This window comes from Flavobacterium niveum, assembly GCF_055231775.1.
Window position 1 is genome coordinate 240,967 of record NZ_JBUYSX010000002.1, and the last position, 14,904, is coordinate 255,870.

Sequence of the window (14,904 nt, forward strand, 5' to 3'; positions counted from 1 at the left end):
CAATCTGAAATCTGAAATAACAAAAGAGTAATTTGCGTTATATTAGTAGCATAGTAAACCAGCCTGATTATGAAATACCTTTTTACATTAAGTATACTTTTTTTGTTTATCGGTTGTACTACGCCGCCGCATTACTATGGCTACCTCCGGGAAAAGGAAAAAGGAGTTTACTTTTTCTATGAAACGCGTAATGATAGCCTGATGCCGGGATTGTCGGTACAGTTTTCGGATATGGATACTACCGGGATATATAAGAAATCAGACAGGGAATTTGCCGCCAATATTAGTAGCATGAACCTGAAAGTAACCGGGCAGAAAACAGATGCCCTTAAAATATATAGAGGGTATCCTTATAAAACGATTGTTATTAGTGCTGTTGCAGACGGAAAATACAAGAATATTCCACTGGAAGGATATACGAGTAAGAATTATTTCAGGGTAAAATCAATAACTAAAGACTCTGTATTTACGGGGTTTTATACTGATGAATTTGAAGGGCAGATGTTCAAGTTCTCGGATAATAAACACATAGATGCTTACCAAGGGTGGATAACATTTAATTCAGAGGCTATGAATGACTCTGTTGCTGCCCGTATTAACCATCAAAAATTATATCCGAGTATATTTCTAAAAGTAAAAGCAAGGCTTAGTTATGGAGCAGGGCATGGCTACGGGCATTTTAGTGGGTTTGATTACCGGCTGGATGTTAAACAAGTGGTAGAGGTGGATTCATCACGTAATTTAAATAATGAATTAATTAAAGAGTTTGACAGGGGTTATGTGCATGATGGTAACGTTATGCAAAGCCCTGACGAATATGAATTCAATAAAGAAGTCCTATATAGTGCTGCGTTGGGCGACTCAATATTTGAACTTAAAGTGAAGAAAGTCTCCACTGCCAGGATTGCATATGATTTTGTTTGCCGTGGAAAGAAAGGAGATTACCTGAAGCTTTCAGGTGTTATGGATAAATACCTTCCGTCATTTGTAAACACCATAATAAATATGCATGGAAATGACTTTACAGGTTATAATACTTATGAGGTTATAAATGGTGAACGAAGTAGAGTGGTGCTTGAAGCTTACAAAGAACAAGAAAACATTCCCCAACCTATTGTTATGTTTTTTAGCATAACCACGCCAAACCGGGGAAGATATTTTTACACGCCGCCACTGCATTTACAAACCAAATAATACTAAACACTTACCTTTGCGTATAATTTAAAACAGCAGCAGAATGTTTTCCTGGTTTAAAAAGAAAAAAGAGGAACCAAAACCAAAAGTAAACCTGGCCCATTTGCCTGCGCTGAACGAGTGGGGGCAGTTCTTCCAGGGTAATGGGTTTAGCCTTTACAGCCGCTGGGCAGGGGGCGTGCCGGGTACCGAAAGCGAAACCATTTTCCTGAAAAGCTTCCCTGAAGTACCCGAACTGGAACGTGCCACTTTTGCCGACTGGCTCCATGTGGGAGATACGGGCGTGTACCTGCGGCAGCTTACGCCCACGACAGGCGAGGGTAGTACACTGCTGTTCGTGCATTTTGAAACCTGCGAAGCTACCATACTTAAAACTAACGTTACTGCTGCCAACTGGCGTAGCGGCTACCACGAAGGCCGCCCGGTGCTGTACCTGGGCGATGAGGTTTTTTCTTTATAAAATCTGTGACGGTTTACTAAACGCTTTCCATAAACGCGATGATGCTAAACATGCAGCGTTCGCTGATTTTGTACGTATCGGCTACGTTACCTGCGGCACGGGTTTTCTTGGTGCGGCCAAATTGCTGTTTCAGGGTTTCGGCTTCGGTAAGGTAAGCTTCATAATACACCTTCCAGTCCAGTATGTGTGTGGGGATAAGGCCCTGTGCCATCAGTTTTAAAAAATTATCTCCCAGTGAGGTTATGCTTTCATAGCGTGTCAAAATCACCATCTGTTTTCGGGGCAAATATCGTTGCTGCGCACCTTGGCGCTCAGGGGGCACTTACACATGTTGCAGTAAGCCCCTTCTATTTCGGTAAGGCTGTCTTTTATGAAGGCAAGAAGTTTACCCTGCCGTAGCTGTGGGCATGCAGCACAAACAGCTGCCCGTTTTATGGCAGTGGCTTCGGTTACTTCGGTTTTGCTAAGGAAGTTTTTCCAGCCGTCTAAAATAGTTTTAATCATATAAGAAAATAATCTTAATAAATATTGTTTAATACAAATAAATCATTACATTTGTACTGTAAACAACGAAGCAAAAAATACTGCAAATATTTAATATGCTTCTCTTTTCCTCTATATACTCAGAAGCTCCCTGCGCCGCAATGGCAGGGGGCTTTTTTATTTGAAAATAATCTTACAAAAAATTTGAAGTTTCAAAAAAATAGTTATATTTGCTGTATCAACTAACATTTTAAAAACACCAATCAATGAAAAAAGTGTATTTGCTGTGCGCACTTATGGCGCTGTCTTTTGTTTATGCCCAGGAAAGTTTCCCATTTATGCGTCCCAGCCTTTTGAAGGGTAAAGATGTTAAAATTGTTGATGGATATTCAACAGAAAAAGACGGCTATTTCTCCGGTTTTTATTCTGATGACCAGATGATGGATGTGTATATGCCCACTAAAGAGCGTGCACGCACAAGTAAAAGAGAAGAACTTATAGGTAAGGAATTTAATGTGGTTAATGTAGATACCTTAAAAAAATCGTATATCAACGGCCCTGGTGATGTAAGGGTTACTCTACAGGATAAGGCAGGTAGCAAACTCTATTACAAGTATAGTCCTGAGTCTGATTTAGACTATCCTTTTCAGGTAATTGGCGGCCTTAAACTACCGGCAGGTTTTTATTGTGATTATGTGAAATATAATGGTTTGGGGGGTTCTTCAACCTTCGCATCTGCTGGGCGTGGCTGCAAGGTAGAAAAAATGACATCAGAGGAGCAACCTACATATGCTGTGATGTTTAACTTTTTTGCCAAAACCAATTCCGGGGGTGAAGTTAATAAGGTTGCAGTGTCCCTGGAAGACGGTACGCGGCTGATATTTGATACAACCTGTTATCCCACCCCGCATTCTTCAACCGATTTTAAATACTCGTTTTCTATACTTATCTATGGTAAAAACCTTGCAGCGGTAAAGAAAAGCAAGATAGTAAGTATAAAAGCGGGCGAAGCCATATGGGGATTTGAAGGACGGAAGCTGACAGGTATAATTACTTGTATGGAAACCATGAAATAAAATATAAACTGCCGCCATTATAGCGGCAGTTTTGTTTATACTAAAAATTAGCGCCTTCCTTCACACTTACATAGCTGTTTCCTTTGGTTATAATATCTTCTACTGCTACTACAGGTGCAGGTAAAGAGCGGTTTGCCTGGGCAATACGGGCAGCAAGCTCTTCAGCATTGAGTGAAGGTTGTGCCACCTCACGGGATACAATACCACCGGAGGCAAAGTAGTTTGGCGCGCTGCCGCTACCTGCCGGGAAAGCATTGTTAAATGCCATAAAATGACGCGCTGCATTACGGTTCATTACGCCGATAACTTCACCGGCTTCAGCTTCAAATCGGGTGCCGTCTTCACCGGTAAACAGGGTGCCACCCGCACTGTGGCGTTTACCACCTATGCTGAACAAGGCACCTTTTTCGGCCTTAGGGGTTTTAGTACTGGTTATCTTCTTTACGTTTGCAATACCCGCTGCTACTGCTGCTGCTGCTGCTACGGCGCCCAACGCTGGGCCTACAACAGGTATACCGGTCATAGAACTATAGGCCGATACCGCACTCTTATAGGTATCTATAGTAGCTTGTGCTACAGCCATGGCTTTACCTGCAGCGCTTTCTTTGCCCACAATTCCCTGCATGGTGCTGAAGGCCTGGCTGGCAAGGGCAAGTTTGTTATCAAAAGAAGCTTTGTCTATACCTTTCTTTATTTCGGCATTTTTTTCATTCTCCTGTTTCTCTAGCTCATCAAACTGTTTTTGAGTTATGAGGCCATCTTGTAATTGTTTTTTGAGGTCGGCTATGCGTGTGGCATGGCGTTCCTCTTCATCTATACGTTGCAACTCAAATTCACTGGTAGCATTGGCACGTTTTATCTCCAGGTCGGTTGCGGCTTCCTGTGCTTTTTGTGCTATTTCTGCATCTTCTGCAGCCTTTTTGGCTTCCTTTTTTACCGTTTCAATGTTTTTCTCCTGCTCATCATACTTTTGTTGTATGGCAAGTTTTGCCTGCTCGAATTCTTCAGAGTTAATAAGGCCTTCATCAAATCGTTTTTTCTGGTAAGCAAGCTCTTTTGCTTCGAGGTTGGTAAGGCGCTCCGTTTCCTTTTTTATAAGCTCATCGTTGATTTTATCGGTAGAAATAAGACTCTGGTTGTTTGCTTCAATGTAAGCCTGTAACTCCTTTTCAGCATAAGCTACGGCTACTTCAGCTCTTTTGCCTAAAATTTCGTTATTGGCCTCCATTGTTGCCTTTTCCTTTTCCAGCTTTGCCTTAGCCGATTTATCTGAAGCAGCATATTCAGCATTAATTATTGCCAGTTTTCTTTTATGTATGTTTTCGGCAATGTCCAGCTCCTCCTTCATAGTATGCGCCTTGGTTTTCTGGCTTTCGGTATACTTGTCCAGTTCCAGCTTTTGTATGTCTATGGCGTCCTGTGCCGCCTTGGCAGCTTTCTGTCTGCGGGTCTCTTCAGCCTGTTTGCGTTTGTCTTCGGCTGCCTGTTGTTTTGCCGCAGTATCTTCGGCTATTTTGGCCTTATTGGCTTCATAGTTTTCCAGTATGCCCTTTTCTTCGCCGCTTAGTTTTATCCGCTCTATATTGGCTTTTTTCAGGGCATCGATTTCTTCCTTGGTGAAGTGTTTCACCTTCATCATCTTTTCGGCATAGGCGGCACCTTGAGTTTGCAGTTGGTATATCTCATCTTTGGTAAGCCCTTTGCCCAATGCAGCCTGATTTACAGCCTGGTTGTAAGTGTCATTACTAAGTTTTTTGCGTTCTTCAAGGTTTTGCTTTTCTATATTGTGCGCCGCTTCAAGGGCTTTAAGGCGCTCACCTTCACTTTTCGTCTGGTCTTTAGCCAGCTTCATCAGATCATCAATGTCCTGTTTTGCTTTGGCGTTGCGTTCCTCCTGCACGCTCATGGCGGCACTTAGTTCCTCTTCCTTTTTTTTAAGGGCTTCCTTGTCTTTGGCCAGTTGCTGTGCTGCCCGTCCCGCTTCGGTAGATGAACCGATAAAATCTGCAAAGGCCTCAATAATCGCAGCTATGCTGTCTACAAGAATTTGTATCGGCATAGATAAAATCTCCATTATTGGCCCCAGTGCGGCCATGGCTTTTTCTACCGCTTTTGTTATGGGCGGAAAACTCATCAGCTTTTGTATTAGCGGCCCCAATATGGCAAGCAGCAGGCCAATAGGGTTGGCGGTTATTGCCGCCCCCATACCTTTTATACCGCCTGTCATGCCCGAAAGCGAAGACGAAAACAGTTTGCCCACGCCGCCTGCTTCCTGTGCGCGGCTTACAAAGCCGCTAATGCCCCCGTTAAAAATATTGATAGCGTCAAACGACTCGGTTACCTGGTCTTTATAGTCGCTCATGGTAGTCATCAGCTTTGCATTGGCACTGCCGTTTTCTTCCAGCCACTGATTGTTTTCAGCTATTTTGGCGTTGATTTTACCGAGGCGTTTTTCGTAGTCGTCGTCATCTATGCGCAGCTGTTTTTTTAGCTCAATGAGTTGCTTATTATTTTCTATATAAGCGTTTTCGCTGTTATTTTGCTGGTCTACGGCCTGCTTTATGTTTTTCTTTATGTTTACCAGCTTTGTTTCCTCGGCTATTTGTGCCGATAGCGCTGCCTGCTGGGTTTTGTAGCTGTCTTCAAGGCTTTTTAAGGCGGCGGCATTTGCCACAAATTGTTTTGATGTTTCTTTCCCTTTTTCCTGTAGTTCAGATTGTTTGTCCTTCAGGTCTTTGATTTTTTCGGCCGTTTTGGCGGCATTTGCTATAAGGTCCTGTACATCTACATCAAGCTTGCCAATGTTTATTTTCTTTGTCATTACCCGCTAAAATTTATACTTAAAATATTGCTGTACAGTACCTGCCCGTTAGGTGTAGTAAAAGAGAGCTGTATGCTGGTGTTTGTGTTTTCGTCATATTCTTCAAACGTAAGGGCATACTCATAGGGGCTTATAACATTAATAACGGCACCCGGGGCAGTGAGCACAGGGTTGTACAATGCCGGATGGTACAGGGTGTTTTGCCATACAGTTATGGGTGGGATGTCATTAAATGCATATAAGGTTAATACCGTGGTGCCAAACCCAAAGTCTATTATGGGTGGTGTATTGGTGAGATCTGCTGTCATGGTAATTAAGTCAGTATAAATCCTCTAATCTTTATGTTGCTGTAAACATTGTGAAATGTATCTGCTATACGGAATTCGCATATCATTCCGTTAAATTCGGCAATGGGAAGGTAGAAGCTGAAAGGCGTGGTGTATTGTATAATTTGCCCTGCCGGTAATGTATTCCATTCTTCTGTACCCATTTCCCGCCATTGCAGGCTTAGTGCTGCCGGGTTGTAGTTAGTGGTGTATGCTGCGCTTATATTGTGGCGCTGCGTTGTATTGTTTGTAAAACTGCTAAAATCAGTTATGTTTATTTCGCGTGTTATTTGCTGTGCTTCGCCGAAAATTACTTTCACCAGTTCACAGGTGGTGGGTTTGCCCGGTATGTAGTTGCTCACCTTATTCAGCAAAAAGTAGCTGCCCAGCTGTTCTATATAATACAGCTTCAGGAAATCCAGCTGCGCAATGTCGCCTTCTTTAAGCCACAGCTCTGCGGTTATTATACAGGCTTTGTCCAGTATACGGTTCAGGTCGGTATAATAGTCCTGAATCACATCGTTAAAAGGCAGTTTCCAGTAGCTTTCTATGTATGCATATGCAGATGACTCCACGTCGCCAATGGTAAAGTCAATTATATTGATGTTTTGGTTGTACACTTCCCCACGAAGAAAATAGTAGCGTTTATCCAGCGGTTTGTACTTTACAGTACTTACACCGGCATCGTCTTCGCTAACCTCCTTTTCCCACAGCTTGTATACGCCCGAAGTGCGGTTAAGGTATGGTGTGCGGGTAAGTTCGGGGCTGTATATTTTGCTTTTTATGGCGTCACGGCTTTCGGTCAGGTTTACGTTGCCAACCGTTATACTGCTGTCGTTGTGGCTGCTTTCCTTGTCGTTATAGGCGTAGCGGAACCAGTTGTTCTGGGCATAGCTGCCATAGATGTAGTTTTCCTGTTTTTTGCTTATAAACTTGTCACTCCAGTCTGCCACATCAGGGTTTTGCATTACCTCGGCAAGGTTGCAAAATGTATAGGTATTGCTGTATTTGTCCTTTTGCATGGTAAGCCCAAAACGGTATACCACCTCACTAAGGAAATCCCGTATAGAAAAATCGGCAAAAGCAGCGCTAAAGTCCATTTCGCCCTGTTGTACCTGGCGCACAGTAACTTCCAGGGTTTCCCATTTATCGGCTGTAGAAAACGCCAGCCCCTGGTTTGGCCCGTTTACATGGCGGAAGATAATACTGATGGTATCGTTTGCCGAAAGTAACACCGATTGTGAGATATAATCAAAATCGGCATCCTTTACCTGGTTGGTTTTAATCGTGGCAATGGGCGACAATGCATTAAGCGCAGTGGCCGACGTATTGGTCACGTTCTTTACCACATACATGCTGAAGTTTGATGTACTTTTTACATTACCCGTAATACGCAGTTTGTAGTGGCCGCTTTTCTTTGCCTTAAGGCGGTACTTACTACTGCTCAGGTATTCAATATATTCGTCATTAATTGACTCAGATTCGTTAAACTTCAGTAACAGTGTACTCCACGAGCTGCCACTGGTGGCACTGTTTTCATTAGTAATATTGTTGCTGCTGAAAACTTCGCCCGAACTGCTTTCGCCGTCTATGCCTTTCGGAAAGGTCATCCACAGGTTTTTAAAGTACTGGGTTTGGAATACCGTACCTATGGGCGGCTCAAAATTATAGTGCTCGAATATTTTGTTCCAAAGCCACGACACGTTAACCGAGGGTACAAGGTAGTCTATAGCCACCGAGTTACCCGATGGGTTACTTCCGGTTTTGCCGTTGTAGTCGGCCAGTATGTAGCGGTAAGGGGAATCGGGTTCTGTCCATGAGTCTTCTATGGTTTGCAGGCTTTTGGTATGGTTAAGCCCTGAAAGGTCTAATACCGAAAGGTTTTGGTTTTCTATGGCCTTGTACAGGTCGATGATGCCGTCGTAAATGACTACATCAAAGCTATCGCCGCCATCGGTTATCATGGCCCAGCCGTTGTACACAAAACACTCGCCAGAAGCGCTGTACAGGCTGCATTCGTTTTTCTGATATGGCACGTTGCTGCTATTGCCCACCAGGGTAAGGTACTGTACTATACGCAGGTTAGCCGCCGTTTTTGGCAGGCTGAATTTATTGGTATAGCTGGCCTGGCGGTTGTCCAGGCTGTTAAGGTCGTTTACCTGCCTGGTCTGGGCTATGGTGGTGCCGGGTTCCAGGTCGGCCACCTGCCCGTTTATGTAGAGTATAAGCGACAAGGGTCATTTTTTATGGGAAATATTTTTTGGGTTGATGGTTGTCAGTTGTTGGTTGATGGGAGCTTCACTCGGATCTAAAATCAAATGAGATATCTCCACTCCGCTACGCTTCGGTGGACATGGAAGAAACTGAAAACCACTTTGGGTTACTTATTCACATTCCGAAGGAATGCTTTGTGCACTTACCCAGTTAAAAAACTTTGAGAAACTTTGCGCTCCCTTTGGGAGACTTTGGGTAATAGTCCTCTCTGTGTATCTCTGCGCTCACTCTGGGAGACTCTGTGTTACCAAAGCAGAACTAATTTTTCACAAGAGGGAAGTTCCCATCAACCAACAACCAACAACTAATAACTAACAACCACCTACAAACTCACCGTATACCGTACCGGGAGCTCTATATCAAAAGCAAAATTGGTAAGGCTTTCGCGTGGGTTTTTAATGCGTGCCGATGTGGTTTTTACCGAAACCTCTATCCAGCTACGGTAATCGCTGCGGCTGAAGGGCTTGCCTGTAAACAGGTACACCTTGGGGCTTTCCAGCAGGTTTTGCACTATATCGCGTTGTGGCGGGGTAAGCAGTTCGGCTACAATTTTTATGGTATCCTGTACTTCACGTCCCACTTGGGTGGTACTGCCAAAGCTGTTTTCGGGGTTCTCGAAATCACGGTTAAGTTCCCCAAGCGACTTGGCATTGCGGTCTATGGCGTAGGTGTTTTCAAACAGCCAGTAGCTGTAGCCTCCCTGGGAGTTTCGCCACTTCAGGTATACGCCTTCGCAGGGTGCTGATTTTTCCAGCTGAATGAATTTGGCTTTTTCCTGCGGCTCGCCTTCGCGTAGCAGCTTCAGGGTGTTGTAGCCTGTTGCTAAAGGCAAGATGTCTTCAAGGGTTTCATCGGTACGCCCATCTGAAAAGAAAATACGGGCGCCATAACCTAAAATATCCAGGCTTGCCGAAATAAGGTTGGTAGTATTGGTCACCTCCAGCCCGTTTACGTTGCTGAAAACCGAAAGGTCAAACGGGTAACCCTCCCAGTACTTAAGGTACCAGGTGTTGGCGGCATCGGGCAGGGTGGGGGAGAGTACCAGAAGTTCGTTTAAGAGGTATTCGGTATAATTGCCTATCTGTTGCGCAGCTGCCAGCCACGTAAGTGTGTATGAAACAGTATCGGTGCCGGCATCGCCCATATTGATGCTGAAGGTTACGTTGCGTTGGGTGGCCACATCGTTCATAGCGCTGTATACAAAGCTGCCGGGGTCTTCTACGGTAAGGTTGGTTTCTACGGTGTCTTCAAAATTAGCTATGTTGATAAACGTGCTTATGTACGGCCTGAAGTTGAAATAGAAACGTCCCTGCGGGTCGGGGTACAGGCGCACGGTAACCCCGGGGAATATGGTAATGGTGCAGTAGTTTGGCGTGCCAGCCATAGTGCTGTAAAAGCGCACCACATCATTGTTGTACGCCATACGCAGGCGGTTTGGGGTTATGGGTTTTACAAACTGTATCATGCAAAGGTTTTCTCTAAAAGCACTGAAATATCCCGGGCAAAATTTTCGGCGTATACCGGGGCTACGGCATCCATTATCTGCTGTATGCGTTGTGGTGTGGCTACCTGTCCTGCAATATCTTCATTGCCGCCCTTGGGTTTCCAACCCTGTCGGGCGATCTTACGGGCTATAAGGTAAGCCAGGCTGCCGGTAGAAATATCACCCTTTATCCGTGCCGAAATGCCCTTTTGTTTTATCCACCGTTCTATGGCTTCGCTGGGTGGCGCCTTACCGGGCCCACGGCCGTTTATGTAACTGTCGGCTACTATGGTAAAGCCATTCGGCAGTTCCTGTACCTGTACTGAATTTGCCCAGTTGCCCCCAGCCTTCATTCCGCTTTGCTCGTACCGGGCTATGATTTCCTGCCGCAGTTTTTCAAACTCGGCCTTAAGCGCCTGCCTTACGTTAGCTTCCATGGCTCACCAGTATTTTTATTTTGTAGCTGCACAGCAGGCCGTCCATGTTGGCATCCAGTGCATCGGTAACGTCTATATTATCCCATTGGGTTACCTCGTGCCCCTGGCAGGCCAGGCCGTTACCCAGCGTACTGAAAATATCCAGTAACGGCTCTATGCCTGTGGCGTATTTGCCTGTTTCGGCATCACCGGCTTCGGCATAAAAGTGCAGGTTGTAGTCGGCATGCTTCACCAGGAAGAATTTGCCTTCGTATTCAGTTGCTTCTATTTTGGTACCGGTTTGGTTATAGCTGCTTTTCCGGTTGGTAAACTCGTGTAGCAGGAAAATCTTATCGGGTTCCAGCGAACCGTCGAGCAGGTTCAGCGCGGCTTTTTTGCCGTAGTGGTAGTGCAGCCCGTGCGTATCGGCCAGGCTGTGGAATATGCGTACTATGTCCATTTTTTTGCGGATTTGTTAATTCGTGGATTTGTTGATTTGGTTGGTGGTTGTCAGTTGATGGTTGTTGGGAGCTTCAGTGTTCTTATATTAAGTCACGGATCACAGATCCGCGCCATCAGGGGGTATTATAGTCAAATGTTTTTAAGACATGAGTAAGCTAACTTTAAACCTTAAACTTTAAACCAAAACTACTTTGCCAGTTTGCCATATTCTGCCTCCACCTCATTCTGGGTTTTAATCTGTGCCAGCAGGCTAAAGATTTCGCCATACGGCTTACGCCCAAGGTCAAACGGATATTGCCCGAACATTTTGCCAAGTTGTACCAGTGGCAGGGTGTCGCTGAAGGGTTTCAGACGGTCGGCACCGGCCATGTGCCAAAGGTGACTGTCGGTACTCAGGGTATGCAGCAGGCGGGTTTCGGTTGCTATGATGCGGGTAAACTCGTTAATCAGGAACCGCCGCGCAGCAAAATATTCGGTGATGCGTACCTTCCAGAATTGCAATTCGTTTACCCCATAGCATATTTCAAACAGCTTTACCACATCGGGCCAGCTGCTGGTTTTGCCCAGCAGGCGGATGCAGTACTTTACATTGGCATAGGGCATCTGCTGGATGTCCATCTTTTTTCCGGCAAAGGTATTAGCGGGTTTCAGGGCTTCCAGTACACCATCATACAGGGAAGTATCGGGCAGGCGGGCGTATTGCCGCAGGGTGAGGTTTTTCATTTTTTTAAATTGAAAAATTTAAAGATTGAAGGATTGAAAGATTCGGTGTCTTTGCATGGAATTTGTAATACTGAGATGCACGGAGATTTTTGTCATCATTTAAAGCGAACAGAGTATTCCTTCGGAATGTGGAAAAGCGCAAAGTATAAACGGATGAGATGGCCGCGCTCCGTGCCTCCGCTCGCCATGACGGACGCGAGTGAAGCTCCCAACAACTGGCAACTGACAACCATCAACCCACCCTCACTCTTGCCGAAAAATCCTTACGCAGTGCAAACCAGTAGCGCATCATAATGCTGTCCCATTCATCCGGGGATCGGCCTATGAGTTCCTTTACACGCTCTTTTGGTATGATGCCCTGACGGCCGTCGCGGTCGATGTCCTTTAGTTTTACCTGCTCCATTTCTTCGGTTACGGTTTGTATCAGGGTGGGGTCGTGGCAAATTTCGCCTGCCAGCCTGCTTTCTATCATCCCGGCCATTTTAATGCTGCATTGGCTTTTCAGGTTGTCAAAGTTGGGTTTTACATAAGTGTCGCCCTCACGCATTTCCAGTGGTGCCGAATTGTTTATAAACCCCTTGCACCTCAGGAAATCGACTACCCCGCCGCCCACCCCGTCTTCATCGGCAATGATATTGCTCAGGGCAACGCCGTATTTGGTTTGCAGTATCTTGGCACGGCCTACTACTTCGTCCAGTCCTGATTGTGCTATGGCCTCGCGGGCTATGCACAGCCAGCCGTGCCATACCCGGAATACGGTTTTGTCCCTGCCCTTACGTGCCACGTCAATAGTCATGTACTTAACGCCTTGCGGACTAAGGTGTGCCGGGTTGAAATAATCGGTTATGGCATCGTGGCTTATCAGTGCGGCGGGGTCGTCGTCATACTCCCAGTTGCCATAGTACAGGCGTTCGCGGCTGTTTTTATCGAGCCGCAAGAGCGACTGCAGGTAGCTGCGGTGCAGATGTGGGTTATCTGCCGGAAGGCTTTGTATAAAACACCTGTATGTGGGAAGTTTGGTTTCACGCCAGGGTTTGTAAAACTCTTTATAGGCCCAGTTTTTTACGGGGTTGCAACTGCCCAGGAGCTTTGGTATCAGGCCAAATTCGGTAAGTTTATAACGGATGCGGCTTTTTACAATTTGCCATGCCTGGTACGCCACCTGGCTGCATTCGTCTATAAAGGCGCCGGTAATTTCCAGCGAACCCAGGCTGTCAAAATTCGGGTCGGATGGGTAATGGAACAGGTCTTTCAGCAGTATCTGGCTGCCGTTTTTCCAGTAGATGATATTTTCGGTGGGTTTGTAGGTAAACTGCGGACTGAGCCGCAGGGTGGTGGCCAACTCAAAAAACGTGTTGAGTGTGGTTTCCTTCAGGGTTTTGAGTTTGCTGCGGCCCATAAGCCAGCGCGAACCGGGGTATTTTTGGCACATTTCCATAAGCCACAGGCAGCCCAGTGCGCTTTTGCCGCCGCCTGCCGCACCACCGTACAGTATTTCTTCGGTAATATTGTCTTTAAGGAACCAAACGGCATGCTGCTGTTTAGGCAGTAGTTTCATCATCGAGCGGGTTTTGGCCAAAGCCCAAATTAAGCGTTATGCCGCGCGGGTTGTCGTCTTCGCTGTCGTCGTACTTTTCGTTCCATTGCTTGGGGTTACGGTTGCGCAGCCAAAACTGCTGGCTCCGGAAATCAGCCGGGACATGCTTTTGTACCTCTACAATTTCTATGCGTTCTTTTTCCACGCGCTTGCCGTTTTCGTCGTAGTACACCTCCTTGCATTTAATGGCCTGCTTCAGGGTAATAACCCTGTCTTGCGTGGCCTGGTAGAGGGAGGAAACAACTTCAAGGTCGGCGGCCTTTTTGCCGTGCAACAGGGCTTCTTTAAACTCGGGGTATTGCTTCTTCCAGTTGACTATGGTTTCCCGGCACACGCCAAAAAAAGAAGCAAGGGTAGCATCCGTAGCGCCCAGCAGACATATTTTGCGTGCGGTTTCGGTATACTCGGGTTTGTAGAGGGTGCCCTTGGTTTTCCTTTTGCCTGAAGCAGGTGTTACTGCTTTCATGGTGTGGTGGTTAGGGGAGTATTGGCGATGGCTATTTTATTAGCTCATCCATTAATCTGCGTACTTTTCTTTTTAGGTGAGTGCTGTTTTTGATACATTTTAGCAGCCTTGTTAGTTCATCACTACTAAGCTTCCCTAAATGCTTCAAGCGGTCTTTATAATAAATGGTAATGTTGTTGATACTTTCAATTCCCACATTATCTTTCACCAAAACAAAAGTGTTTTTGTTAAAACAGAAATCTTCATCATTTACTTTAGTCCCAACAACGCGATGTTCTTCAAACATGTAAAATGATAAAATATCGTTGTTAGTACAGCCGTGAAATTGTTTTTTATCTGGTACTTTTTCTTGTGAGGTGGGTAGTGCCTTTATAATTAATGAATTAACTTCATCAACGTATAATACTATTAAAAGTTTATCAGTTGGTTCACTACCATCTTCATACTCGTATTTGGGTATAAAAAATATATTCCCTTGCTCAATCATTTAACCGCGTATTTGCTCTGAAAAAGACAATGATGAAAAAGCCGCTTTGTAGGCAAGTTGCCTCAATTCATCATCTCTTAGAAGTTCGGTAAATGGTATAGAGAAGTCACTCTTATTACCTCTTAGTGTAAAAGATAACTCTAAGTTATTTTCTTTGACTACTTTATCCCACAACGTACCCTCTTCGTGTAAAATATTGATTAGTTGATTTCCTGATTTGTTGCCGTATAATTTAAGAATTCTATCCATTAAATTCATATCGTAATCAGAGAACTCATCGTCGTTAAAGTCTTTTGCGGGTGAAATAATGAAGGCCTCCATGTCTTGGTTTAGAGGGTTCTCTGTTACAGTTACCTTGATGTAATCTGAAAATTCAGGTTTATGAAAAGGATTGTTTACCTTATAACGAAGTTCAGTATGCAATTCTTCAGGGACTGGCCCGTTTTTCCAAACTTTATAGTCAAGCCATGTAAATGGAACACCTGTTTCTCGAATAGATTGTTCATCAAGCAAATAAAGTAATTTGATAACTTTAGTGAGATACACGTTTCCACCTAGTGAGCTAGATATATATATCAGTGTATTACCTATTTTATCTTTTAGAATTTGATTGAACATAGAGATGGGTTAATCAGT

16 protein-coding genes are annotated in these 14,904 nt (G+C 44.9%); 3 read left to right on the forward strand and 13 right to left on the reverse strand.

The annotated features are described in order from the left end of the window. Positions 1 to 69 precede the first annotated feature (69 nt). On the forward strand, positions 70 to 1,194 hold the full coding sequence (locus tag ACZIX4_RS06505) for a hypothetical protein (protein WP_463334805.1): 1,125 nt from the start codon (positions 70 to 72) through the stop codon (positions 1,192 to 1,194). 43 nt (positions 1,195 to 1,237) lie between these two features. After that, entirely contained in the window at positions 1,238 to 1,654 is a 417-nt protein-coding gene (locus ACZIX4_RS06510; protein ID WP_463334806.1) for a hypothetical protein, read from the forward strand. A gap of 16 nt (positions 1,655 to 1,670) precedes the next feature. Here ACZIX4_RS06510 and ACZIX4_RS06515 read toward each other — a convergent pair whose 3' ends face one another. Together ACZIX4_RS06515 and ACZIX4_RS06520 are read right to left on the reverse strand one after the other, a co-directional pair. Continuing rightward, entirely contained in the window at positions 1,671 to 1,916 is a 246-nt protein-coding gene (locus tag ACZIX4_RS06515; RefSeq protein WP_463334807.1) for a hypothetical protein, read from the reverse strand. A gap of 2 nt (positions 1,917 to 1,918) precedes the next feature. Next, positions 1,919 to 2,158 (reverse strand): hypothetical protein, encoded by a 240-nt coding sequence (locus tag ACZIX4_RS06520; protein ID WP_463334808.1) that lies wholly within the window; start codon positions 2,156 to 2,158, stop codon positions 1,919 to 1,921. 245 nt (positions 2,159 to 2,403) lie between these two features. On the opposite strand from ACZIX4_RS06520, the gene ACZIX4_RS06525 reads away from it, so the two are divergent. Then, on the forward strand, positions 2,404 to 3,213 hold the full coding sequence (locus tag ACZIX4_RS06525; protein ID WP_463334809.1) for a hypothetical protein: 810 nt from the start codon (positions 2,404 to 2,406) through the stop codon (positions 3,211 to 3,213). A 40-nt stretch (positions 3,214 to 3,253) separates the two neighbouring features. On the opposite strand, the gene ACZIX4_RS06530 is transcribed toward ACZIX4_RS06525, so the two are convergent. From ACZIX4_RS06530 to ACZIX4_RS06580, 11 genes are all read right to left on the reverse strand, one after another. Next, complete coding sequence (locus ACZIX4_RS06530) at positions 3,254 to 6,034, reverse strand: hypothetical protein (RefSeq protein ID WP_463334810.1); 2,781 nt, start codon at positions 6,032 to 6,034, stop codon at positions 3,254 to 3,256. Beyond that, on the reverse strand, positions 6,034 to 6,342 hold the full coding sequence (locus ACZIX4_RS06535; RefSeq protein ID WP_463334811.1) for a hypothetical protein: 309 nt from the start codon (positions 6,340 to 6,342) through the stop codon (positions 6,034 to 6,036). Before ACZIX4_RS06535 ends, ACZIX4_RS06530 begins: the two co-directional genes overlap by 1 nt. Before the next feature lie 5 nt (positions 6,343 to 6,347). Continuing rightward, a complete protein-coding gene (locus ACZIX4_RS06540; RefSeq protein ID WP_463334812.1) occupies positions 6,348 to 8,594 on the reverse strand; it encodes a hypothetical protein in 2,247 nt (748 codons plus the stop codon). A gap of 362 nt (positions 8,595 to 8,956) precedes the next feature. Next, positions 8,957 to 10,099 carry a hypothetical protein gene (locus ACZIX4_RS06545; RefSeq protein ID WP_463334813.1) on the reverse strand — a complete coding sequence of 381 codons (1,143 nt, stop codon included), beginning with the start codon at positions 10,097 to 10,099 and terminating at the stop codon, positions 8,957 to 8,959. Further along, positions 10,096 to 10,554, reverse strand: a complete 459-nt coding sequence (locus tag ACZIX4_RS06550) for a hypothetical protein (RefSeq protein ID WP_463334814.1) — start codon at positions 10,552 to 10,554, stop codon at positions 10,096 to 10,098. The genes ACZIX4_RS06545 and ACZIX4_RS06550 overlap by 4 nt, the downstream gene beginning before the upstream one ends. After that, entirely contained in the window at positions 10,544 to 10,993 is a 450-nt protein-coding gene (locus ACZIX4_RS06555; protein ID WP_463334815.1) for a hypothetical protein, read from the reverse strand. The genes ACZIX4_RS06550 and ACZIX4_RS06555 overlap by 11 nt, the downstream gene beginning before the upstream one ends. Positions 10,994 to 11,181: 188 nt before the next feature. Then, on the reverse strand, positions 11,182 to 11,718 hold the full coding sequence (locus ACZIX4_RS06560) for a hypothetical protein (protein ID WP_463334816.1): 537 nt from the start codon (positions 11,716 to 11,718) through the stop codon (positions 11,182 to 11,184). Between the two features lie 232 nt (positions 11,719 to 11,950). After that, complete coding sequence (locus ACZIX4_RS06565) at positions 11,951 to 13,279, reverse strand: phage terminase large subunit (protein ID WP_463334817.1); 1,329 nt, start codon at positions 13,277 to 13,279, stop codon at positions 11,951 to 11,953. Continuing rightward, positions 13,260 to 13,781, reverse strand: coding sequence for a hypothetical protein (locus ACZIX4_RS06570; protein ID WP_463334818.1), 522 nt, complete (start codon positions 13,779 to 13,781; stop codon positions 13,260 to 13,262). Before ACZIX4_RS06570 ends, ACZIX4_RS06565 begins: the two co-directional genes overlap by 20 nt. 31 nt (positions 13,782 to 13,812) lie before the next feature. Then, the gene (locus ACZIX4_RS06575; RefSeq protein ID WP_463334819.1) at positions 13,813 to 14,268 is read right to left on the reverse strand and encodes a hypothetical protein; all 456 of its coding nucleotides are present in this window, start codon (positions 14,266 to 14,268) and stop codon (positions 13,813 to 13,815) included. Continuing rightward, positions 14,269 to 14,886: a Panacea domain-containing protein gene (locus tag ACZIX4_RS06580; protein WP_463334820.1), complete on the reverse strand. Its 618-nt coding sequence runs from the start codon at positions 14,884 to 14,886 to the stop codon at positions 14,269 to 14,271. Positions 14,887 to 14,904 lie beyond the last annotated feature (18 nt).

Bases quoted from the DNA above. Each gene is read 5' to 3' on its own strand.
- ACZIX4_RS06505 (WP_463334805.1), top strand. From the start codon at position 70: ATGAAATACCTTTTTACATTAAGTATACTTTTTTTGTTTATCGGTTGT.
- ACZIX4_RS06510 (WP_463334806.1), top strand. From the start codon at position 1,238: ATGTTTTCCTGGTTTAAAAAGAAAAAAGAGGAACCAAAACCAAAAGTA.
- ACZIX4_RS06520 (WP_463334808.1), bottom strand. From the start codon at position 2,158: ATGATTAAAACTATTTTAGACGGCTGGAAAAACTTCCTTAGCAAAACC.
- ACZIX4_RS06525 (WP_463334809.1), top strand. From the start codon at position 2,404: ATGAAAAAAGTGTATTTGCTGTGCGCACTTATGGCGCTGTCTTTTGTT.
- ACZIX4_RS06530 (WP_463334810.1), bottom strand. From the start codon at position 6,034: ATGACAAAGAAAATAAACATTGGCAAGCTTGATGTAGATGTACAGGAC.
- ACZIX4_RS06535 (WP_463334811.1), bottom strand. From the start codon at position 6,342: ATGACAGCAGATCTCACCAATACACCACCCATAATAGACTTTGGGTTT.
- ACZIX4_RS06545 (WP_463334813.1), bottom strand. From the start codon at position 10,099: ATGATACAGTTTGTAAAACCCATAACCCCAAACCGCCTGCGTATGGCG.
- ACZIX4_RS06550 (WP_463334814.1), bottom strand. From the start codon at position 10,554: ATGGAAGCTAACGTAAGGCAGGCGCTTAAGGCCGAGTTTGAAAAACTG.
- ACZIX4_RS06555 (WP_463334815.1), bottom strand. From the start codon at position 10,993: ATGGACATAGTACGCATATTCCACAGCCTGGCCGATACGCACGGGCTG.
- ACZIX4_RS06560 (WP_463334816.1), bottom strand. From the start codon at position 11,718: ATGAAAAACCTCACCCTGCGGCAATACGCCCGCCTGCCCGATACTTCC.
- ACZIX4_RS06565 (WP_463334817.1), bottom strand. From the start codon at position 13,279: ATGATGAAACTACTGCCTAAACAGCAGCATGCCGTTTGGTTCCTTAAA.
- ACZIX4_RS06570 (WP_463334818.1), bottom strand. From the start codon at position 13,781: ATGAAAGCAGTAACACCTGCTTCAGGCAAAAGGAAAACCAAGGGCACC.
- ACZIX4_RS06575 (WP_463334819.1), bottom strand. From the start codon at position 14,268: ATGATTGAGCAAGGGAATATATTTTTTATACCCAAATACGAGTATGAA.
- ACZIX4_RS06580 (WP_463334820.1), bottom strand. From the start codon at position 14,886: ATGTTCAATCAAATTCTAAAAGATAAAATAGGTAATACACTGATATAT.